Below are 21162 nucleotides of genomic sequence, written 5' to 3'. Positions count from 1 at the left end.
CTGGTTGCTGTCATCGCTGCTGTCATTGCTGGAATGTGACCGGATTGTCTGCCGATAACGCCGACGACGGTTCGGTCTCGTATTCCCGACCGGGTAGCCTTTCTGACCATGACGAACGGTGAATCGACGCGAAGAGAGCTGCGCGCGTCCGGCACGGTCGGTGTCGCGATGGTGACCCCCTTTACCGCCGAGGGCAAGCTCGATGTCGATTCCGGCGTCGCCTTGGCCGCACGCCTGGTCGACCGCGGTGTCGACCTGCTCGCCATCTCCGGCACCACCGGGGAATCGCCGACCACCACCGAATCGGAGAAGTTCGACCTGCTGCACGCCGTCGTCGACGCCGTGGGCGACCGCGCCACCGTCATCGCGGGCGCCGGCACCTACGACACCGCGCACAGCATCGAGCTCGCACGCAACGCCGAGCGTGCGGGCGCGCACGGTTTGCTGGTGGTGACGCCGTACTACTCGCGACCCTCGCAGGAAGGCCTGCTGGCGCATTTCACCGCCGTCGCCGACGCCACCGATCTGCCGGTGACGCTCTACGACATTCCGCCGCGCTCGATCGTGCCGATCGCCCCGGATACGTTGCGCCGCCTGGCCGAACATCCGAATATCGTCGCCGTGAAGGACGCCAAGGGCGACCTGGGTGCGGGCGCGGAACTGATCGCCGACACCGGATTGGCCTACTACTCCGGCGACGACGTGCTCAACCTGCCGTGGCTGTCGGTGGGCGCGGTCGGATTCATCAGCGTCATCGGTCATTTGGTGCCGGAGCGGCTGGTGCAGCTGCGCGACGCGTACGCGGCCGGTGACGTGACGCTGGCCCGCGACATCAACGCCGGCCTGCTGCCGGTCAACCGCGCGATGGCCCGCGTGGGCGGCGTGGCCCTGATCAAATCCTCGCTGCGACTGCTCGGAATGGATGTCGGCGAGCCGCGGCTGCCGCAGCTGATGCCCGTAGGTGTGAATTTGGAATCGATCGTCGCCGAACTGCGGCTGGCGGGAGTGCTTGCATGAGTGAACCGGTGAACCGTCGTCCGCGCCGGACCGCGAGCCGAGCGGCGGGAGCACCGGCTCCGGCGCCGCCGCCCGCGCCGCCGAAGGAGCCCGAAGCACCTGCGGCGCAAGAGGTTTCAACGCCGCCGGATGCCACGCGCACCGCCGAACCGGCCGCCGAACGCCGCGCTTCCGCAGCGCAACGCGAGACCGCTTCCGGTACGCAGCGCGAATCGGCTCCCGCGGTGCGCGAATCGGCTCCCGCGGTGCGCGAATCGGCTCCCGCCCAGCGCGGCGAACAGACCGGCGACCGGGGCCGTTCCCGGCGTTCCGGCCGGAGCCGCCAGTCGGGCCGCGGGCGTGCGGAACAGCCCGCGCCGCAACCGGTTTCACCGGGACTGCCGGTCGGACTTCCGCCCAAGCTGCCGAAACAGGGCCTGCGCGTCTACGCCCTCGGCGGCATCGGCGAAATCGGGCGCAATATGACCGTGTTCGAATACGACGGCGCGATGCTGATCGTCGACTGCGGGGTGCTGTTCCCGGAGGATCAGCAGCCCGGCGTCGACCTGATCCTGCCCGACTTCCGCCCGATCGAGGACCGGATCGACGAGGTTGCCGCCGTGGTGTTGACCCACGGTCACGAGGACCACATCGGCGCGGTGCCGTTCCTGCTGCGGCTGCGCCCGGACATCCCGGTCGTCGGCTCGAAATTCACGCTCGCGCTGGTCGCCGCGAAATGCCGCGAACATCGCCTGCAGCCCAGGCTGATCGAGGTCACCGAGGGCCAGCGGACCACCCACGGCCCGTTCGACTGCGAGTACTTCGCGGTCAACCACTCCATTCCCGATGCCATCGCGGTCGCGGTGCGCACACCGGCCGGCCTGGCGCTGCACACCGGTGACATCAAACTCGATCAGCTGCCGCTCGACGGCCGCCTCACCGACCTGGCCGGGTTCTCCCGCCTCGGCGACGAGGGCGTGGACCTGTTCCTGGTCGATTCGACCAATGCCGAGGTGCCGGGCTTCGTCACCCCGGAGCGCGAGATCGGCCCGGTCCTCGACAGTGTGATCGGCAAGGCCAAGGGCCGCGTCATCGTGGCCTCGTTCGCCAGCCACGTCCATCGCATCCAGCAGGTCGTCGACGTGGCGCAGCGCTACAACCGCCGGGTGTGCTTCGTCGGTCGTTCGATGGTTCGCAATATGCAGATCGCGCAGGATCTCGGGTATCTGAACATCCCCGAGGGCATCGTGGTCGATCTGGATCAGGCCGCGAATCTGCCCGTGCACAAACTGGTGCTGATCTCGACCGGCTCACAGGGCGAACCGCTCTCGGCGCTGTCGCGGATGGCGCGCGGCGACCATCGCCAGATCAACATCCGCGCCGACGATCTCGTGGTGCTGGCCTCCTCGCTGATCCCGGGCAACGAGAACGCGGTGTTCGCCGTGGTCAACGGCCTGGCCCGGCTGGGCGCCACGGTGGTGACCCAGCAGAGCGCGAAGGTGCACGTCTCCGGGCACGCCTCGGCCGGTGAGCTGCTCTACCTGTACAACGCGGTCCGGCCCACCAATGCCATGCCCGTGCACGGGGAATGGCGGCATCTGCGCGCCAACGCCGCGCTCGCGGTGGCGACCGGCGTGCCCGAGGAACGGGTCATGCTCGCCGAGGACGGTGTGGTGGTCGACCTGGTCGACGGCATCGCCTCGATCGTCGGCCGCTATCCGGTCGGACAGGTGTACGTCGACGGACTGTCGGTCGGTGACGTGGGTGAATCGACGCTGTCGGATCGTCTGGTGCTCGGTGAGGGCGGTTTCATCGCGATCACCGTGGCCGTCGACGAGACCACGGGGAAGGCGGTCAGCGCGCCCGAGGTCAGCGGCCGCGGTTTCTCCGACGATCCGGGTGCGCTCGTGGGCGCGCAGGAACTGGTGGAGGCCGAACTGCTGCGGCTGGCCGGAGAAGGTGTCACCGATACGCACCGCATCGCGCAGGGCGTGCGGCGCGTGGTGGGCCGCTGGGTCGCCGACACCTACCGTCGCCGCCCGATGATCGTGCCGACGGTCATCGGCGTCTGATCCCGGTGCGGGCGCCGGCGGGGTCGCGCTCCGCTGGCTCCCGCGGCCCGCGACCCACTACGCTCGGCCCATGAGTATGGCTCAACGGGAACGCCGGGCCCTGGTGTCGACCATGACGGCGGCCGGTCCCGACGCCCCGACCCTGTGCGGTACCTGGACGGTGCGCGACCTGGCCGCGCATCTGGTGGTACGGGAACGTCATCCCGTGGCCGCACCCGGGATCCTGCTGAAACCCCTTGCGGGCTATCTGGATTCGGTGCAGGCGAAGGTCTCCGAGAAGCCGTTCACCGAACTGCTGGAGCAGATCCGCACCGGGCCGCCGTGGTGGTCGCCGCTGAAGCCGGTCGACGCCGTGGTCAACCTGACCGAGATGTTCGTCCACCACGAGGACGTGCGCCGCGCCGACCCGGAATGGACGCCGCGCCCCTTGCCGGCCGAGGACGAGCGCAAGCTGTGGTCGGCGACGCGGCGGATGGCGCGGATGGCGTATCGCAAATCCCCGGTCACCGTCGTGCTGGCGACTCCGGAGGGCGAACGCGTGACGGCGCACAACGTCGGCGGCGATGCGGTGGTACTCACCGGGCAGCCCTCCGAACTGCTGCTTCACGCGTTCGGCCGCAACGAGGTCCGCGTCGACGCCGCCGGCGGTGTCGACGATGTGGCCGCGGTCTTCGCCTCCGATCGCAGCGTCTGAGGCCGGTCGCAGGCGTCGTTTCCCGCCGCTGACAGCGTTGTGAGGTCGGCAATGATGTGGGTGGGATGGGTGTTGCGGATGGTCCCGATGGGGCTGTTGCGGCTAGCCTGAGGTCATGGCAGGTAAGTCCCGCGGCACCACGACATCGAGTTCGCGGGCGGGATCCACCCGGGGGCGGGCTCCGGCGCGGACTCGCTCCGGAGGCGGACGCGCCCGATCGGCGCCGCGTGGCCGCACCACCGCGACCCGCCGGCCGGTACGCCGTTCACCGCAGACCGCACCGCTCGCGGTGATCGGGCGCGGGATCGGCAACGGGTGGTCGGTGCTGGCGCGCGGATTCGGTGCCACCACCCGCACGATCAGCCGCGCGGGGGAGATCGAACACGGTCACCGCCGCGACGGAATCGCCCTGGCGCTGGTCGCTTTCAGCGTCGTCATCGCGGCGGCGGTCTGGATGTCGGCGGGCGGGCCGGTGGGCCACTGGGTCGATACCGCGGTGCGCGCGATCGCCGGATCCGCCGCGGCCGTGCTGCCGTTCGTGGCCTCCGGTATCGCGGTGGTGCTGATGCGCACCGAACCGCGGCCCGAGATCCGGCCCCGGCTGGTACTCGGCGGCGTGCTGGTCGGGCTGCCGGCGCTGGGAATCTGGCATATCTTCGCGGGCGCGCCCGCCGATGCGCACGGGCGCGCCCACGCGGCGGGCTTCGTCGGCTACGTACTGGGCGGGCCGCTGCGCAACGGGCTCACCGCGTGGCTGGCGGTGCCGTTGCTGTTGCTGGCCATGCTCTTCGGGCTGTTGCTGGTCACCGGGACGACGGTGCGTGAGGTCCCGCACCGGCTGCGCGAGCTGTTCGGCCTGCCGGATGCCGAATTCGCCGACGACGACGGGCAATACGGGCTCTACGACCCGGAAAACTATGACGCCGACGGCTTTCCGATGCACAAGAGCCGTTCGTCGCGGCGCGGCCGCACCCCCGAGGAAAATTATCCGGCCGACGAATTCGGTGGCGTCGACGCGGTCACCGAGGTTCTCGGCCAGCCGCCGTTGCGCGATGCGAAAGATATCGCCGAGCCGGACGAAACGCCGCCCCCCGCAAGCAAACCCAAGACGCGCAAGCCGCCGAAGGTCGTCGATCAGACCCCCGAGCCGCAGCCTCCGCAGCAACTGGAATTCGTCACCGATCGGGAGGTCGACGGCGATTATCAGCTGCCGCCGCTGACCCTGCTGACCGACGGCGATCCGCCGAAGAAACGCAGCGCCGCCAACGAATCGATGATCGAGGCGATCACCGAGGTGCTGGTGCAGTTCAAGATCGACGCGGCGGTCACCGGTTTCGTGCGCGGTCCGACGGTCACCCGCTACGAGGTCGAACTCGGTCCCGGGGTGAAGGTCGAGAAGATCACCGCCCTGGCCCGCAATATCGCGTATGCGGTGGCCACCGAGAATGTGCGGTTGCTCGCACCGATTCCGGGCAAGTCGGCGGTCGGTATCGAGGTGCCCAACGCCGACCGAGAACTGGTCCGGCTGGCGGATGTGCTCAAGGCGCCGTCCACGCGAAACGACCACCACCCGTTGGTGATCGGACTCGGGAAGAACATCGAGGGCGAATTCGTCTCCGCGAACTTGGCGAAGATGCCGCATCTGCTGGTCGCCGGTTCCACCGGGTCGGGTAAGTCGAGTTTCGTCAACTCGATGCTGGTGTCGCTGCTGGGCCGCGCCACCCCGGACGAGGTGCGGATGATCCTCATCGATCCCAAGATGGTGGAACTGACGCCGTACGAGGGCATTCCGCATCTGATCACGCCCATCATCACCCAGCCGAAGAAGGCCGCCGCCGCGCTGGCGTGGCTGGTGGAGGAGATGGAACAGCGGTATCAGGACATGCAGGCCAGCAAGGTCCGCCACATCGACGATTTCAACAAGAAGGTGAAATCGGGCCAGATCACCACGCCGCTGGGCAGCGAGCGCGTGTACCGGCCCTATCCCTACATCCTGGCGATCGTCGACGAGCTCGCCGATCTGATGATGACCGCGCCGCGCGACGTCGAGGACGCGATCGTGCGCATCACGCAGAAGGCGCGCGCGGCCGGTATCCATCTGGTGCTGGCGACCCAGCGGCCCTCGGTGGACGTGGTGACCGGTCTGATCAAGACCAACGTCCCCTCCCGGCTGGCGTTCGCGACGTCCTCGCTCACCGACTCCCGCGTCATCCTGGACCAGCCGGGTGCGGAGAAATTGATCGGTATGGGCGACGGCCTGTTCCTGCCGATGGGCGCGTCCAAGCCGACCCGGTTGCAGGGCGCGTTCATCTCCGACGAGGAAATTCAGGCCGTCGTCGATTTCGCCAAGAATCAGGCCGAACCCGAGTACCAGGAGGGCGTCACCACCGCCAAGGCCGGGGAGAAGAAGGACGTCGACCCGGATATCGGCGACGATCTCGACGTCTTCCTGCAGGCCGTCGAACTGGTCGTCACCTCGCAGTTCGGTTCCACCTCGATGCTGCAGCGCAAACTGCGCGTCGGATTCGCCAAGGCGGGCCGCCTGATGGACCTGATGGAGACCCGCGGTGTGGTCGGCCCGAGTGAAGGCTCCAAGGCTCGCGACGTACTCGTCAAACCCGATGAGCTGGACGGACTGCTGTATTCGATCCGCGGCGGCGGAGAGGCGGAGCAAGCGGCCGAACCCGACGCGATCGACGCCTAGGTTTCGGCACACGCCTCAGCCGGTGTAGGCCCAGCCGGTGACGGTCCGGATCTCCACCCGGATGACCGGTCCGCGCGGGGCGTTGTCCCGGTACTGCGGGTATTTGGCGGTGAGCCAGGCGATCGCCTCGGCGCGTTCGGTGCCGTCGGTGGCGACGGCGGCGGTGCCGTCGAGCCGCACCCACCACAGCCGCGACCAGTCCTCGTCGTATTCGTCGGCCAGCACCGAGACCCGGTTCTCGGCGGCGATATTGCGCAGCCGCCGCAGGTCCGTCGTCGATTTGGGCTTGTGATCGACCGCGGTGACCAGGATCCGGCCCGTCGGGGAGAGCGCGAACGTCACGGGCACGAGATGGGGCCGGCCGGTCGGGTCCGTCGTACCCAGCCGGGCCACGCGGGCCGCGCGGGCTCGCGCCAGCGCGGTATCGGGATCCAATCGCACCGGTTCACGGTAGATCGCCCGAGCGCGCGGTGTGGCTTACAGCGTCGCGTTCTCCCGCTCGATCTGCTCGGCCGCCTCGGCCCGGATGCGCTCGAATTGCGCACCCATCGCCACGGCCAGGGCATTGGCCGCCGAGAGCGGGCGCACCATCACCATCAGGTCGTCGATGCGGCCCGCGTCGTCGGTGTGGATGAAGTCGGCGCCGGTGACGTGCTTACCGTCGATGGTGGCCTCGAAGATCAGCGTCGAGTCGTGGCCGCCCGCGTCGGTGATTTCGCGGACGTAGCGGAAGTCCTCGAACACGCGCAGTACGCCGCGCAGAATCGCGGCGGTGATGGCCCGGCCCGGGTAGGGCTGGAACGCCACCGGGCTGGTGAACACGACATTCTCGGCGAGCAACGCCTCCATCGCCGCACTGTCACGTGCCTCCACGGCCTGTCGGAATGCCTGCATCGCCACCTCGCATATGCAACTGGTTGACTATGCCGAGCATCGTAGCGGGCGCTTGCCGCCCCTGCCTAGGGGTTCGGCGCCGCCTGAGCCGAGAAGGCGCCCATCACCGGGGTCCACTCCAGGAATCGCTTCGCATCGATCAGCTCCTCCCGGGCGAACGGATCGGAGGCGAGCAGTTCGCCCAATGCCTCGGCATCGTCGGCGCGGAACAGCAGCAGCGCACCGGAGCCGTCGGCATACGGCCCGGTCGTCAGGACCACACCCTGGTCGACCAGGTTCCGCAGCCATTCCCGATGGCGGGGCCGATGCTCGTCGCGCCCGGCGGCGGTGGCATCGGAATAGGTGTAGTGGACGGCGAAGATCGGCACGCGCGCTCCCGAAAGATTCAGAGGGTCAACAGCATTCGAGTATTGCCGAGGGTGTTCGGCTTGACGTAGCTGAGGTCGAGGAATTCGGCCACACCGGTGTCGTAGGAGCGGCACATCTCCGCGAACACTTCCGCCGTGACGGGCGTGCCGTCGATCTCGGCGAACCCGTGCCGGGAGAAGAACTCCACCTCGAAGGTCAGCACGAACAGCCGCTGCAGCTGGAGTTCGCGGGCGGTCGCGATCAGTTGATCCACGATCAGGCGCCCGACGCCGCGGCCCTTGGCATCGGGGTGGACGGCGACCGTGCGCACCTCGCCCAGATCGGCCCACAGCACGTGTAGTGCGCCACATCCGACGAGGTGCCCGTCGATCTCGGCCACCCAGAATTCCTGGACCGACTCGTAGAGGGTGACGAGATTCTTCTCCAGCAGGATGCGGCCGGCATAGACGTCGACGAGGCTTTTGATGGCGGGCACATCCGAGGTGCGGGCGCGTCGGACTCGCACGGTGCCGGGGTCGGTGGCGCCGATCGAATCACTGTGATGTGCCCGCGTGGTCATGGGGTGCACAGTAGTCGGGTCGTTAACCGATAGTCTGGTGGAGTGCCGCACATCTCGTCCGCCCGCCTGCCTCGATTCGCCGGGGGCCGCGGCTGCGTGCACGCCGGCCGGGGGTGCCGGTGAGCGTGCAGAGCGACGATATGGACCGGACCTGGGCCGAGGCCGGCAGAGCGCGAGCGAATCTCGTTCCGCCGCAATCGAACCGGACGGTCGAGCCCTCCGCGGTCCCGCTGATGAACATCGCCAACATTCTCACGGTCCTGCGCATCGTGATCGTGCCGATCTTCCTGCTGGCGTTGTTCGCCGCCGGCGGCCACGACACCGGGTGGCGGATCGCCGCGGCCGCGTTGTTCGGCGTCGCGGCCATCACCGACCGCATCGACGGCCAGCTCGCGCGCAAGTACGGACTGGTCACCGACTTCGGCAAGTTGGCCGATCCGATCGCCGACAAGGCGCTGATCGGTGCGGCCCTGATCGGGTTGTCGGCACTGGGCGATCTGCCGTGGTGGATCACCGTCGTGATCTGTGCCCGCGAGATCGGCGTGACGCTGCTGCGGCTCGCGGTGGTCCGTCGCGGCGTGATCCCGGCCGGTCGCGGCGGTAAGGCCAAGACTCTGGTGCAGTCGGTGGCGATCGGTGTCCTGCTGCTGCCGCTCGCGGGCGCGTGGGCGAGCGCGGGAATGGCGCTGATGTACGTCGCCGTCGTGCTGACCGTGGTGACCGGACTGGATTACGTGGTGCAGGCGGCCCGGTTGTGGGCGCGCCCGGTCGAGCGGCGGTGACGACCGTGGGCGCCGACGTGGCTACCGCCGACCCGCTGGCCGCTGCTCCGGAGGCCGCCGAGCTGGTGGCGACGCTGACCCGCATCGGACAGACGGTGGCCACCGCCGAATCCCTGACCGCCGGCTTGCTCGCGGCCACGATCGCGGGGGTGCCGGGAGCCAGCGTGGTGTTGCGCGGCGGAGTGATCGTCTACGCCACCGATCTCAAACATCGCCTGGCCGGCGTGAGCGAAGACACTCTGGCCGCGGACGGGCCGGTCGCGGCGGCAACCGCCGAACAGCTCGCCGTCGGCGCGCGCACGGTCTGCGAGGCCGACTGGGGCATCGGACTGACCGGCGTCGCCGGGCCGGACCCGCAGAACGGTTGCCCGGTCGGCACCGTCTTCCTGGGGCTGAGCGGGCCCGGAGGGACCGAGGTGATGCGGTTGCAGCTGGCCGGGGACCGGTGGACGATCAGGATGAGCGCGGTTCGCACGGCCGTCGCGGAGCTGGTGCGCCGCGTCGGTGGCGGCGACCGCACCGGCACCGGCTGACGACGGCTTTCCGGTGGCTGCCGATCGGTTCCCGCGGGCGGGAACCAACGGGGTGGCATGCGACGTTGGCACTGTAGACGGAGGGTGCGTCACGCTCGACGGCGGTCGCGCTCGGCCCGGTGAGGCGAGAACGTGAGGAGAACGAGATGACGCTGCTTCGAGAGGCCATCGGCGAGAGTCTGCGGCGCGCTCGGATCGCCCAGAGCCGGACCCTGCGCGAGGTGTCGACGTCGGCGCGCGTGAGCCTGGGCTATCTGTCCGAAGTCGAACGCGGTCGTAAAGAGGCCTCGAGCGAACTGCTGGCCGCGATCTGCCAGGCGCTGGATGTGCCGCTGTCGCAGGTGCTGGTCGACGTGAGCGCCACCATGGCCGACGCCGACAACCCGGCGCCCGCGACGGAGACCGCCGACACCGCGACCGCCGCGAACGCGTCGGCGCGTGCCGGAATCGCCGAGGACACCCGGATCGTGATTCCAGCCCCGAAGGCCGAGAAACTGGTTTTGGTGCAAGCGAAGTGACTCGCCGCGAACCGGCGATCACGACTGCCGGCGCCGGATCGTCGCCGGCAAGGCTGTACGACGGAGCGGAAACCGATAGATTCTCTGTAAGCGTCGGTTACGGGTGGTTCGGGAGCCCGGAGCCGACGCCGTGGAGGATAGGGACCCAGGGGTGCGTGACGGTCGCGCACCGCCGCCGTGCTGGGGCGCGGCGTAGTCAGATGGAGGCGGGATCAATCGATGGCTAATCCGTTCGTGAAGGCCTGGAAGTACCTGATGGCCCTCTTCGATTCGAAGATCGAGGAGCATGCGGATCCGAAGGTGCAGATTCAGCAGGCTATCGAGGAAGCCCAGCGTCAACACCAGGCCCTGTCGCAGCAGGCCGCGTCGGTGATCGGTAACCAGCGCCAGCTGGAGATGAAGCTCAACCGTCAGCTCGACGAGGTCGAGAAGCTCAACGCCAACGCGCGCCAGGCCGTCCAGCTGGCCGATCAGGCCAATGCCGCCGGCGACGCCGACAAGGCGATCCAGTACACCAACGCCGCCGAGGCGTTCGCGGCCCAGCTGGTCACCGCCGAACAGTCCGTCGAGGACCTGAAGGTGCTGCACGACCAGTCCCTGCAGGCCGCCGCCCAGGCCAAGAAGGCCGTCGAGCAGAACGCCATGCTGTTGCAGCAGAAGGTCGCCGAGCGCACCAAGCTGCTCAGCCAGCTCGAGCAGGCCAAGATGCAGGAGCAGGTCTCCGCGTCGTTGCAGCAGATGGATTCGACACTGTCCGCCCCCGGCAGCACCCCCAGCCTGGACGCGGTGCGCGAGAAGATCGAGCGTCGCTACGCCAACGCGCTGGGCGCCGCCGAGCTCGCGCAGAACACCGTGCAGGGCCGCATGATGGAGGTGCAGCAGGCCAGCGTGCAGATGGCCGGCCACAACCGCCTCGAGCAGATTCGCGCCTCCATGCGTGGCGACGCGCTGCCCTCGGGCGACTCCGCCGGTCAGTCCATCGCCAACCCGGCTCAGCCGCAGGTGAACAAGGGCCAGGCCGCGCAGCAGTAGGCGCGTAGCGGGTCGATCGGAAGGCTGGGCACATGGGGCGAACGCGGGCAGGTAGCGAGCCCGCGCCGACCCGTGCGCGGCCCTGGTCCCGATCCGCTCGTGCCGCCGCGTCCGCGCCGCCCGCCTCCGCCGCACCGCCGACCGATGCGGCGCGGATGCCACTGGCGGCGTCCCCACCCGTCGCCGACGCTGCCGCGTGGCAGTCGATCGCCGAATCCATTGAGCGGCACCGGCTTTCCGGTGCGGCCCCGCCTTCGCCGGTTCCCGCGGAAAGCGCTGCGCCCGGCGTCGAGGTTCCTCCGCCACCGGGCACGACCGCATCCGCAGCGTATGCGCGGCCCGACAGCGATGCCGCGCAACGTCGATCATCCGAGGTCGCATCCGGCGCAGGGGACGATACGGGCGTGGACCGGCGCTCCCGGGCCGAGGGCCGCGGGATCCTGCGCGGTCGCCGAAGTAGTCGTCGGCGCGGTAGGGCACCCGATCTCGAATCCGATAGGGGCCGACCGACATTCGATCGCGCATCGGACACAGAGAGCCCGGGCGCTCCCGGCGTCATCCATGAAACCCGTGAGCCCGCCGCCCGGTCGCACACCGGATCACGCGAAGCCGGTGGGGACCCGCGCGAGCGCCGTCGTTCGCCTGGCCGGAGCGCGCCTTCCGATCCCTTCGAGGTGGCCGCGGAGGAGCCGCTCGCGCGTGCGGGGCGGGTTCCGGGCGCGCTGCGCGATGCCGGGGAATTCGCATTGCATGCGGTCCGGAAGTGGGCCGACCCGCGGGAGCGGGAACTCCGCCGCCGGCGGCGGGTGCGGCGGCGCAGTCTCCGCTGGAGCGCGGCCTCCGGTGTGACCGCGCTGGGAACAGCGGGTCTGGTGGCGATCTCGGCGCCGGTCTGGGCGGTTGTCGTCGTCGGTGGCGGTGCGGCCGCGCTGGTGACCGGCGCGGCGGTGAGCACCCGCCGCTACCTGGAATTGCGGCGCAACCCGCTGCCGCCCGCCGCGTTCGTACCGCGGCGACTGCCCGCTGTTCATTCCGCGGCGTGGGCGCCGATCGCCCGGCTGGTCCGGGCCGAGCGGGCCTTTCACGCGCTCGGCCGGCAGATCGAGGCGAGCGGGCGAATCCCGGCCGACGATTTCGCCGACACCGTGGCGACCGCGGCATCCGGCGCGGCCGCCCTGCACGCTCTGGCCGGGGATATCGCGGCGATGGAGAAGGCGCTCGAGGTGGTCGCGACCTCGCATGCCGGGGCCGCGTTACGGCGGCAATCGGGCGCGATGGTCGGCCGACTGGAATCCGGCGTGACCGAATACGAGCAGCTGGTCGCCGCGGCCGGTCAGATCCTGGCGGCCGGAGCGAGCGCAGCACCGACACCGGCGGACGACTTCGGCTGGGCCATGTTCACCTTGCGCGAGGCGGCCGACCGACTGGACGGCTGGGCCCAGGCGCTCACCGACCCGGCCGACCGGCACTGAGCACCGGTACCTCGGCGGCGCCGCGCGATCGCGCGCGCATCGGGGGCGTCCCGTTCCGGACCGATCCTCGCGGACGACCAGGCTAAGGGTTCACCCTGAGATTTCCCGGATATCGGTTGTGACCTGGTGATTTTCCGGTGCCGAGTTGACAGTATGGAGGAGTCGGATCGCGCTGACGGCGGTTCGGAAACCCTTCGGGAGGAATGGACATGTTCTGGAAGATTCTGGGCGTCGTCGCGCTCGTGTGGCTGGCGCTGATCGTGATCGGCGCGCTGGTCAAGGCGTTGTTCCCGATCCTGATGATCAGCGTCGTAGTCTTCGGCCTGTACCTGCTGTACAAGGCCGTCTCCGGCTCGAACAAATCGACGGTCACCAAACTGTAGCGAGCCACACCCGGGCCGTTCGGTGCGAAAGCCGAACGGCCCGTTGCTGTTTCGTGACGACGAAGGCGAGAAACTTGCTGTGCTAGCGTTTCGCAAGCGGTGAACCTACCCCGCCGGAGCGAAGCGGAGGCCACAATTACAGCCCATCTACCCGAGGATTGGCAGCGCGGTCTGGTGATCGTCGCCCATCCCGACGATATCGAGTATGGTGCCGCGGCCGCGGTGGCTCGCTGGACGAAGCAGGGTAAGAACATCCGGTATCTGCTGGCCACCAGCGGTGAGGCCGGGATCGCGGGCCTGCCGCCGGCCGAGTGCGGCCCGGTGCGGGAGCGGGAGGAGATCGCGTCGGCGCGCGCGGTCGGGGTCGAGGACGTCGAATTCCTCGGCTATCCGGACGGGCGGGTCGAGGGCGGTCTCGGGTTGCGCCGCGATCTGGCCGCGGCGATCCGGCGGCATCGTCCGGAGATGGTGGTGTTGTTCAATTTCGGCGACACCTGGGCGCCCGGTTATGCCAACAGCGCCGATCATCGCGCGGTGGGCCGCAGTGCGCTGGACGCGATCTCGGATGCGGGCAACGAGTGGATCTTCCCGGAGTTGGCCGAATTGCCGATCTGGACGCCGCGCTGGGCCGCGGTGGTGGGTCCGGTGGTGACGCATGCGGTGGACGTCACCGATACCGTGGGCGCGGCCGTGGATTCGCTGATGCAGCACAGTCGCTACCTGAGCGCGCTGAGCGATGAGCCGGTGGCGGATCAGGCCCGCGCCATCGTGGATCGGGCCACGGGACCGCACGCCGGTTTCGATGCCGAGCGTGCCGTCGGGTTCGAGCTGTACCACTTCGCCGACTGATCGCAGGCACTGTGAGCGGCCACGATCGACCCGGGCGACGTTCATGACCGTCGGGTAGCTGTGCCCGCCCGGCATCGGGTGGGGACGGGGTATGGCATGGTGGGGCGCATGCGAGTGGCTGTCGTCGCGGGGCCGGATCCGGGTCATGCGTTTCCGGCGATCGCGCTGTGCCTGCGGTTTCTTCAGGCCGGCGATGACCCGGTGTTGTTCACCAGTCCGCGCTGGTTCGACGCGGCGCGGGAGGCGGGCATCGCGGTGCGGCGGTTGAAGGGTTTGGCGCCGCGCCCGCAGGACGACGACGCCGACGCGGGTGCGCGGATCCACGACCGAGCGGCTCATATCTCCTCGGAGATCCTCCCCGATCTCAGCGCGATGCTGCCGGAGCTGGTGGTCTCGGATGTGCTCACTGCCGGCGGTGGGATGGCCGCCGAGCGGCTGGGGGTGCCGTGGGTCGAGCTGTCCCCGCATCCGCTGTATCTGCCGTCGAAAGCGTTGCCGCCCATCGGCAGTGGGCTCGCGCCGGGTGAGGGCCTGCGCGGGCGGATGCGCGATACGGTGCTGCGCGGGCTGACCGCGCGCGCGATCACCCGCGGTGAGCGCCAGCGCGGGGCGGCTCGGGCGAGCGTGGGCCTGCCGGAGGTGGATCCGGGCCCGGATGCCCGGTTGATCGCCACCCTGCCCGCTCTGGAGGTCGATCGGCCGGATTGGCCCGAGAACGCGCATGTGGTGGGGCCGCTGCTGTGGGAGCCGACCTCGGAGGTGCTGGCGCCGCCGCCCGGTGACCGGCCGCTGGTGGTGGTCGCGCCGTCCACGGCCCGCACCGGATTCGGTGATCTGGCGACCGGTGCGGTGGAGGCGCTCGCGAACAGCGATGTGCGAGTGGCGATCTCGATGCTCGATACGCCACCGGCGGATCTTCCGCCGTGGGCGACGGCGGGTCTGGGACGGCAGGACGAGCTGTTGCGCCATGCCGCCGTGGTGGTCGGCGGCGGGGGACACGGGTTGCTGGCCAAAACGCTGCTCGCCGGCGTGCCGATCGTGACGGTGCCCGGTGGCGGGGATCAGTGGGAACTCGCCAATCGTGCGGTCCGCCAAGGCAGTTCGGTGCTGGTGCGGCCGTTCACCCCCGAATCGCTGCGCGCGGCGGTGCACACCGTGCTCGACGACGAGTCCTATCGCAAGGCCGCTGCCGCGGCCGCCGCCACCGTCTCCGATGTCGCCGATCCGGTCGAGATCTGTCACCGCACGCTGGTTCGGGCTCGCGCGAGCTGACCGCGCCGCCGCCGGCGGTTCGCGCGCGACCGGTACCCTCGGCACGGTGCGGTTGACTGAATTTCAGGAACTCTTGCATACCGAATTCGGCGTCGCCCGCGGCGACCTGCTGCTGGCCGATCATGTCCTGCCCTCGATGAACGGCCGTACCGGCGCCCAGGCGATCGAGGACGGTATCGACCCCCGCGAGGTCTGGCGAGCCCTGTGCGCGGAATTCGACGTACCGAAGAACCGCTGGTGACCGGCAGCCGTCGGCTGCGTCACAGCGACCTTGACCTCGACCTTACTCGAGGTTGCAGGGTGGGCACATGGATACCGAGATCACGGAGGACCGGCTGAGCGCCGTTTTCCGGGATTCGGCGCCGATTCAGCCGACCGGCATTTCGGCGGCGGCCGGTTCCGCCGTCGCGGCGGTCCGGGCGCGGGGGCGGAACAAGGCGAAGGCGATGATGCCGAGAACGATGCCCACACCCGCTGCCACCGCGACGGCGGCGTCCAGCCCGGACACGAACTGCGACACCGTGTTCCGGCCTTCGCCAGCCGAGCTGCGGAATACCGTGCCGAGTACCGCGACACCGAGGGCAAGACCCAGTTGACGAGCGGTGTTCACCGCTCCGGCGGCGGTGCCGCTCTGCTGCGGGGGCACCGCGGCCATCGCCACCGCCACCAGCGGCGGCGCGAGCACACCGATGCCGATGCCGATCACCACATAGCCGAAAAGTAGGGCGCTCCAGGTCGATCCGGCGTCGATCACGCCCAGCAGTCCCGCCCCGATGCCGGTGATCACCAGCCCGCCGCCGATGGTCCAGCGGGGCGCCACGTCGTGCAGCCACCGCCCGAACGCGCCCGAGACCACGAACGCCGTCGCCGCCATCGGCAGCATGGACAGACCGGCGCGCAGCGGGCTGAGCTGCAACGGCTGCTGCAACCACAGCGAGATCAGGGGACTGCTCGCGAAGGCGGCGAAATTGAAGCCCGCCGCCGCGACCAGCGTGGCCACGAACTCTCGATTGCGCAGCAACGCGAGCGGGAACATCGGTGTGGCGCTGCGGAATTCGACGAGGACGAAGCAGGCGATCGCGATCGCGCCGAGGATCAGCGCGCCGACTGCCGCGCCGTCGCCCCACCCGTCTTCCCCGCCCCGGACGATGCCGTAGGTCAGCGCGGTCGCCGCGACGGCGAAGGCGGCCATTCCGGCGACGTCCACGCTGCGGCCGGGCCGGCGCGGCGACGGCCCGAAGGCGGACAGCGACAGTGCGATGGTGACCGCCGCGATCGGCAGGTTCACCAGGAAGATCCATCGCCACGACAGCAGGTCGGTCAGCACCCCGCCGAGTACCACCCCGACGCCGGCGGCCGCCCCCGCGACCGCACCCCAGGCGCCGAACGCGGTGCCGCGATCGCGGCCGGTATAGGTGGCGTGCAGCAGCGAGAGCGTGGTCGCGAACATGGCCGCACCGCCCACTCCCTGCACGGCTCGCGCGGCCACCAGCAGGGCCGAGGACTGGGCCAGGCCGCAGGCCAGAGAGGCGGCCGCGAATACCACGAGGCCGGCGAGATAGGTCGGTTTGGCGCCGAACCGGTCGGCGAACGAGCCCAGCACCAGCAGCAGCGCGGCCAGGCCCAGCGCATAGCCGTCGACGACCCACTGCAGCCCCGACAGTCCGGTGCCGAGATCGGCGGCGATGTCGGGGAGCGCGACGTTGACGATGGTGACGTCGATGAGCAGCATCAGCGTGCCGAGGCACGCCGCGAACAAGGGGAGCCATTTCCGCATGGCGACCTCCGGGTAGTGCGAACGATATCGACGCCAAGCGTGCGAGATGTTTGAATATCCATCCAGCTACCCGGCCGTCGATGTGAGATTCCGCCTGTGAACCCCGAAGACGAACTCGAATCCTCCGTTCTCGATACGCTCGACAAGCAGATCGTGCACGGCCTGGTCACCGATGCCCGCATCCCGTTCGCCACCCTGGGCGCGATCCTCGGTGTCTCCGAGCAGACCGTGGCCCGCCGGTATCGGTCGATGCGTCAACGCGGCATCCTGCACGTCTCCGGTCAGGTCAATGCCATGCCACTGGGAAATACGCGCTGGATGCTGCGGGTGCGGTCCACTCCGGACAAGGCGCTGCGGCTGGCCGAATCGCTGGCGCGGCTGCCGGATGTGAGCTGGGTGGCGCTGCTGTCGACCGGTTCGGAGGTCACCTGCGTGAGCCGCCCGCGCTCGATCGAACAGCGAGACGCGTTGCTGCTCAACGTTCTTCCGCGGGCCAGCCAGGTCACCGGGTTGATGGCCTACGAGATCATCCACCGGTTTCCGCTGGCGGAGGAGTGGCCGCGGTACAGCCGCCTGCTGACCGCCGAACAGCTGCGGCAGCTGGGGTCGCGGCCGGCGATGAACGATCAGCGCGGGCCCGACGCGCCGACCGACCTGTCGGCGGCCGACGAGGCGATGCTCGGGCTGCTGGCCCGCGACGGGCGCGCCTCCTATGCCCGGCTGGCGGCCGAAACCGGCTGGAGTCCCACCCGGGTCGCGCGGCGGATGTCCGAGCTGGTGACGGCGGGCGTGCTGTATTTCGATCTCGATTTCGCCGTCGAGCGCATGGGATACGCGGTGCGGGCGTCGCTGTGGGTGCGGACGCGCCCGGCCGAACTGGACGCCGTCGGCCGGGCGATCGCCACCCATCCGGAAACGGCGTTCGTGGCGGCCACCACCGGGCCGACCAATCTGGTCGCCTCCGTCGTCTGCCGCGACAGTTCGCACCTGTACCGCTACCTCATCGAGCGGCTGGGGGCTCTGGACGGGATCGTCGACGTCGAGGTCACCCCGACACTGCGGATGCTGAAACAGGCGCAGGCGTTGATGCATACCGACCGGATCGCGGTGGTGCCGACGGCGACCCGATGAGGTGGGTAGCGGCCGGATCGCGACCGCGTGACCGGCCGGATGGTGCGGCGATTGCCGGGGCGGGGTGCGGCTGCGCGGCCGCTGTGCGTGTCGGCGGGCGCGTCGCTTGCCTCGAACACGTGTTCGTCTAAGCTTGGCGACAGAACTTGTCGGTGCCGCCCTCTAGCGTGGGGGCCAACCACACAACGAGACTTACCCGTCAGAAGGGGAACAGACGATGGCACCACAGGCCTACGACCGTGACAAGGCGCTCGAGCTCGCTCTGGCGCAGGTCGAGAAGAGCTTCGGTAAGGGCGCGATCATGCGCCTGGGCGAGGAGGCGCATCAGCCCATCTCGGTCATTCCGACGGGTTCGATCGCGCTGGATGTGGCGCTGGGCATCGGCGGTCTGCCGCGTGGCCGCGTCGTGGAGATCTACGGTCCGGAATCCTCCGGTAAGACCACGGTCGCCCTGCACGCCATCGCCAACGCGCAGGCCAACGGCGGACTCGCGGCCTTCATCGACGCCGAGCACGCGCTGGATCCGGAATACGCCCGCAAACTCGGCGTCGACACCGACGCCCTGCTGGTGTCGCAGCCCGACACCGGTGAGCAGGCGCTGGAGATCGCCGACATGCTGGTGCGTTCCGGCGCGCTGGACATCATCGTCATCGACTCCGTCGCGGCGCTGGTACCGCGCGCGGAAATCGAGGGCGAGATGGGCGACAGCCACGTCGGTCTGCAGGCCCGCCTGATGAGCCAGGCGCTGCGCAAGATGACCAGCGCGCTCAACAACTCCGGCACCACCGCCATCTTCATCAACCAGCTGCGCGAGAAGATCGGCGTGATGTTCGGCTCGCCCGAAACCACCACGGGTGGTAAGGCATTGAAGTTCTACGCCTCGGTGCGTCTGGATGTGCGCCGCATCGAGACGCTGAAGGACGGCAGTGACGCGGTGGGTAACCGCACTCGCGTCAAGGTCGTCAAGAACAAGGTGTCGCCGCCGTTCAAGCAGGCCGAATTCGACATCCTCTACGGTGCCGGCATCTCCAAGGAGGGCTCGATCATCGATATGGGTGTCGATCAGGGCTTCATCCGTAAGTCCGGCTCCTGGTACACCTACGAGGGCGATCAGCTCGGCCAGGGCAAGGAGAACGCCCGCAAGTTCCTGCTGGAGAACACCGACGTGCGCGACGAGATCGAGAAGAAGATCAAGGAGAAGCTCGGCATCGGTGCCGACGTCACCGCAGACGCGGGCGCCGAGGCGCCCGTCGACTTCTAGCCGATGCCGCACCGGGAAGCGCCGGGGTCCACACCCCTCCCGGGCCCTGGCGCCTCTCGGCTCGACGCCGTCGAACGCCTGCGACGGCAACTGGAAGACATCGAATCCCGCTCCCGACGCACCGGCGACCCGGGGGACGAGTCGTGGTCGAAACCCGTTCGCCGCCAGGGTGGTTCGACCCGTCGCCGACGACAGAAGTCGGAAGCGGGGGACTCGCCCGCCGGCGTATGGCGTTCCGATGACGGTCCGGTGCCCCAGCGTGCGCCGGTCGGCGAGACGGACGTACCCGAGCGGACGGACCGGTCCGCGTTGGAGCCCGAGGTTCCGCCTCGCGTCGAGCCGGAGGTTCGGTCCGAGTCCGAGGGGCGGATGCGGGCGAATACCGACGCCGCGCTCTCCGGTCGTTCCGGTGATGGCTCCGCGACGCGGGATTCCCAGGCGCGCAAACGGATTCGCGCACTGAAGGCTGAGGTCGACGCGCTGCAGCGAGGGTGGGGCGAGCGTGCCGACGGGGATCGCCGGCCCGGCCGCGCCCACCGGGCGGAGAGGCGGTCGAAGGGTGGCGACAGCGGCTCGTTCGTTCCGGACGACAGCCCCGTGGCGCATCCGCGATCGGATGATGGGGCAGACGACGGCGGGTCGAGAAGGCGGTCACGCAGAGACGGCGGCGACGGGGGAGGGCGCCGGGGTTCACGGCGTCGATCCGACGCCGACGGCGGGAAGCGTTCCGACGCTGCGCAATCCGCGGCATCGAAGGCGGGGACCGAGGCCCAGGCCAAGGACATCTGCCTGCGCCTGCTCACCGATCGGGCGCGCAGCCGCGCAGAACTGGCGGACAAACTGGCGGCCAAAGGGTTCGCACCCGAGGTCGCCGAACGGGCACTGAACCGCCTCGCCGAGGTCGGGCTGATCGATGATGCGGCCTTCGCCGAACAGTGGGTCCATTCCCGCCACACCTTCTCGGGCAAGGGGAAAAAGGTTCTCGCGCAAGAACTTCGACGTAAAGGTGTGTCCGACGCCGATGCCGAGCCCGCACTGGCCGCCATCACGCCCGCCGACGAAAGCGCCCGCGCCGCCGAACTGGTCCGCCGCAAACTCACCACCCTGCCGCCGGACCTGCCCACCGACAAAACGACCAACCGGCTGGTCAGCATGCTCGCCCGGCGCGGCTATAACCAGTCCCTGGCCTACGCCGTGGTCAAAGACGAGCTCGCCGCAGTTGCCACCGAGAGCTGCGGTCCCGACGCCGAGCACGCCGCGCAGCTGGTACGGAAAAGGCTCGCATCGCTGTCCCGCGACATCCCACAGGACAAGGCCGTGGCGCGACTGGTCGGCATGCTCGCCCGCCGCGGTTACTCGCAGTCCATGGCGTATGCCGTCGTGAAGGAAGAAACCGCCGCCGCCGCGCAACCCTTTGCGGTGCAGCCGAACCGGACCGAGAAGGCCGTCGTCGCCGAGGACAGCGCCGACGCGGATACGGTAGCGGCGGAGTCCGATAACGACGAGGCGGAGCGAGCCGCGCAACTGGTACGTCGCAAACTGCGCACGATGCCGCGAAACCTGTCCGAGGACAAGGTGGTCAACCGCCTCATCGGCATGCTGGCCCGCCAGGGATTTCGCCAGTCGACCGCCTACGCCGCCGTACGCGCCGAACTCGCGCACGGCTACCCGCCGGACTGAACCCCGCAGCCTGCCCGTCGCTCGCAGTGAACGGTGCGAAGTCGCCACCCGCGCGCCCGAGCAGGGTAATCCTGCCGCTGCCGCCCGCCCATCGACTTCCTGGCGAGCCGATGGCTCAGCACGTCAGGTCGGACGTGCCGGAACGAGCTTCAACGCGACCGTGCTCGGCGACGTCTCCTGCCGC

Annotated in this window: 21 protein-coding genes and 1 pseudogene; 17 read left to right on the top strand and 5 right to left on the bottom strand. The window is 69.5% G+C overall.

Features of this window, described 5'->3' with window-relative positions; translation table 11 throughout:
- Positions 1–108 precede the first annotated feature (108 nt).
- The 4 genes from dapA (at position 109) to NA3_RS05070 (ending at position 6466) form a co-directional block, all read left to right on the top strand.
- Entirely contained in the window at positions 109–1017 is a 909-nt protein-coding gene (gene dapA / locus NA3_RS05085; RefSeq protein ID WP_062962372.1) for a 4-hydroxy-tetrahydrodipicolinate synthase, read from the top strand.
- Positions 1014–3068: a ribonuclease J gene (locus NA3_RS05080; protein ID WP_062962371.1), complete on the top strand. Its 2055-nt coding sequence runs from the start codon at positions 1014–1016 to the stop codon at positions 3066–3068. The genes dapA and NA3_RS05080 overlap by 4 nt, the downstream gene beginning before the upstream one ends.
- 70 nt (positions 3069–3138) lie before the next feature.
- On the top strand, positions 3139–3762 hold the full coding sequence (locus tag NA3_RS05075; RefSeq protein WP_062962370.1) for a TIGR03085 family metal-binding protein: 624 nt from the start codon (positions 3139–3141) through the stop codon (positions 3760–3762).
- 115 nt (positions 3763–3877) lie between these two features.
- Entirely contained in the window at positions 3878–6466 is a 2589-nt protein-coding gene (locus tag NA3_RS05070; protein WP_062962369.1) for a DNA translocase FtsK, read from the top strand.
- 15 nt (positions 6467–6481) lie between these two features.
- On the opposite strand, the gene NA3_RS05065 is transcribed toward NA3_RS05070, so the two are convergent.
- The 4 genes from NA3_RS05065 to NA3_RS05050 form a co-directional block, all read right to left on the bottom strand.
- Entirely contained in the window at positions 6482–6907 is a 426-nt protein-coding gene (locus NA3_RS05065) for a TIGR03668 family PPOX class F420-dependent oxidoreductase (RefSeq protein WP_062962368.1), read from the bottom strand.
- 36 nt (positions 6908–6943) lie between these two features.
- On the bottom strand, positions 6944–7360 hold the full coding sequence (locus tag NA3_RS05060) for a nuclear transport factor 2 family protein (protein WP_062962426.1): 417 nt from the start codon (positions 7358–7360) through the stop codon (positions 6944–6946).
- Positions 7361–7425: 65 nt separating this feature from the next.
- A complete protein-coding gene (locus NA3_RS05055; RefSeq protein ID WP_062962367.1) occupies positions 7426–7728 on the bottom strand; it encodes a YciI family protein in 303 nt (100 codons plus the stop codon).
- A gap of 17 nt (positions 7729–7745) precedes the next feature.
- Positions 7746–8288 (bottom strand): amino-acid N-acetyltransferase, encoded by a 543-nt coding sequence (locus NA3_RS05050; protein WP_062962366.1) that lies wholly within the window; start codon positions 8286–8288, stop codon positions 7746–7748.
- Positions 8289–8407: 119 nt separating this feature from the next.
- Between NA3_RS05050 and pgsA the strand changes: the two genes are divergently transcribed.
- From pgsA to NA3_RS05005, 9 genes are all read left to right on the top strand, one after another.
- Complete coding sequence (gene pgsA, locus NA3_RS05045; protein ID WP_062962425.1) at positions 8408–9070, top strand: CDP-diacylglycerol--glycerol-3-phosphate 3-phosphatidyltransferase; 663 nt, start codon at positions 8408–8410, stop codon at positions 9068–9070.
- Positions 9067–9603 carry a CinA family protein gene (locus tag NA3_RS05040; protein WP_372464197.1) on the top strand — a complete coding sequence of 179 codons (537 nt, stop codon included), beginning with the start codon at positions 9067–9069 and terminating at the stop codon, positions 9601–9603. Before pgsA ends, NA3_RS05040 begins: the two co-directional genes overlap by 4 nt.
- A gap of 146 nt (positions 9604–9749) precedes the next feature.
- Entirely contained in the window at positions 9750–10121 is a 372-nt protein-coding gene (locus NA3_RS05035; protein WP_062962365.1) for a helix-turn-helix domain-containing protein, read from the top strand.
- Positions 10122–10340: 219 nt separating this feature from the next.
- Positions 10341–11153: a phage shock protein PspA gene (gene pspA, locus NA3_RS05030; RefSeq protein ID WP_030513206.1), complete on the top strand. Its 813-nt coding sequence runs from the start codon at positions 10341–10343 to the stop codon at positions 11151–11153.
- A 674-nt stretch (positions 11154–11827) separates the two neighbouring features.
- Positions 11828–12625, top strand: a complete 798-nt coding sequence (gene pspM, locus NA3_RS05025; protein ID WP_062962364.1) for a phage shock envelope stress response protein PspM — start codon at positions 11828–11830, stop codon at positions 12623–12625.
- 209 nt (positions 12626–12834) lie between these two features.
- The gene (locus tag NA3_RS37535; RefSeq protein WP_030513209.1) at positions 12835–13008 is read left to right on the top strand and encodes a hypothetical protein; all 174 of its coding nucleotides are present in this window, start codon (positions 12835–12837) and stop codon (positions 13006–13008) included.
- 99 nt (positions 13009–13107) lie between these two features.
- Positions 13108–13857, top strand: a complete 750-nt coding sequence (locus tag NA3_RS05015; protein ID WP_227995030.1) for a PIG-L deacetylase family protein — start codon at positions 13108–13110, stop codon at positions 13855–13857.
- 108 nt (positions 13858–13965) lie between these two features.
- Positions 13966–15129, top strand: coding sequence for a glycosyltransferase (locus NA3_RS05010; RefSeq protein WP_062962422.1), 1164 nt, complete (start codon positions 13966–13968; stop codon positions 15127–15129).
- Positions 15130–15175: 46 nt separating this feature from the next.
- On the top strand, positions 15176–15370 hold the full coding sequence (locus tag NA3_RS05005) for a DUF3046 domain-containing protein (protein WP_030513212.1): 195 nt from the start codon (positions 15176–15178) through the stop codon (positions 15368–15370).
- A 126-nt stretch (positions 15371–15496) separates the two neighbouring features.
- On the opposite strand, the gene NA3_RS05000 is transcribed toward NA3_RS05005, so the two are convergent.
- A complete protein-coding gene (locus tag NA3_RS05000; RefSeq protein WP_062962363.1) occupies positions 15497–16906 on the bottom strand; it encodes an MFS transporter in 1410 nt (469 codons plus the stop codon).
- 96 nt (positions 16907–17002) lie between these two features.
- Between NA3_RS05000 and NA3_RS04995 the strand changes: the two genes are divergently transcribed.
- From NA3_RS04995 to NA3_RS39430, 4 genes and pseudogenes are all read left to right on the top strand, one after another.
- Positions 17003–18037, top strand: coding sequence for an Lrp/AsnC family transcriptional regulator (locus NA3_RS04995; RefSeq protein ID WP_063917293.1), 1035 nt, complete (start codon positions 17003–17005; stop codon positions 18035–18037).
- Positions 18038–18254: 217 nt separating this feature from the next.
- Positions 18255–19298, top strand: coding sequence for a recombinase RecA (recA, locus tag NA3_RS04990; protein WP_025351561.1), 1044 nt, complete (start codon positions 18255–18257; stop codon positions 19296–19298).
- A gap of 597 nt (positions 19299–19895) precedes the next feature.
- Positions 19896–20669: pseudogene (recX, locus tag NA3_RS39435) on the top strand (recombination regulator RecX); the annotation flags it as partial.
- Positions 20664–20978 carry a regulatory protein RecX gene (locus NA3_RS39430; protein ID WP_227995452.1) on the top strand — a complete coding sequence of 105 codons (315 nt, stop codon included), beginning with the start codon at positions 20664–20666 and terminating at the stop codon, positions 20976–20978. The pseudogene recX and the gene NA3_RS39430, both read left to right, overlap by 6 nt.
- The last annotated feature ends 184 nt before the right edge of the window (positions 20979–21162 follow it).

The sequence above is a fragment of the Nocardia africana NBRC 100379 genome, assembly GCF_001612635.1.
GTDB lineage: Bacteria > Actinomycetota > Actinomycetes > Mycobacteriales > Mycobacteriaceae > Nocardia > Nocardia africana.
The sequence above is the reverse complement of the archived record's forward strand: the minus strand, read 5'-3'. Positions and strand labels throughout refer to the sequence as shown.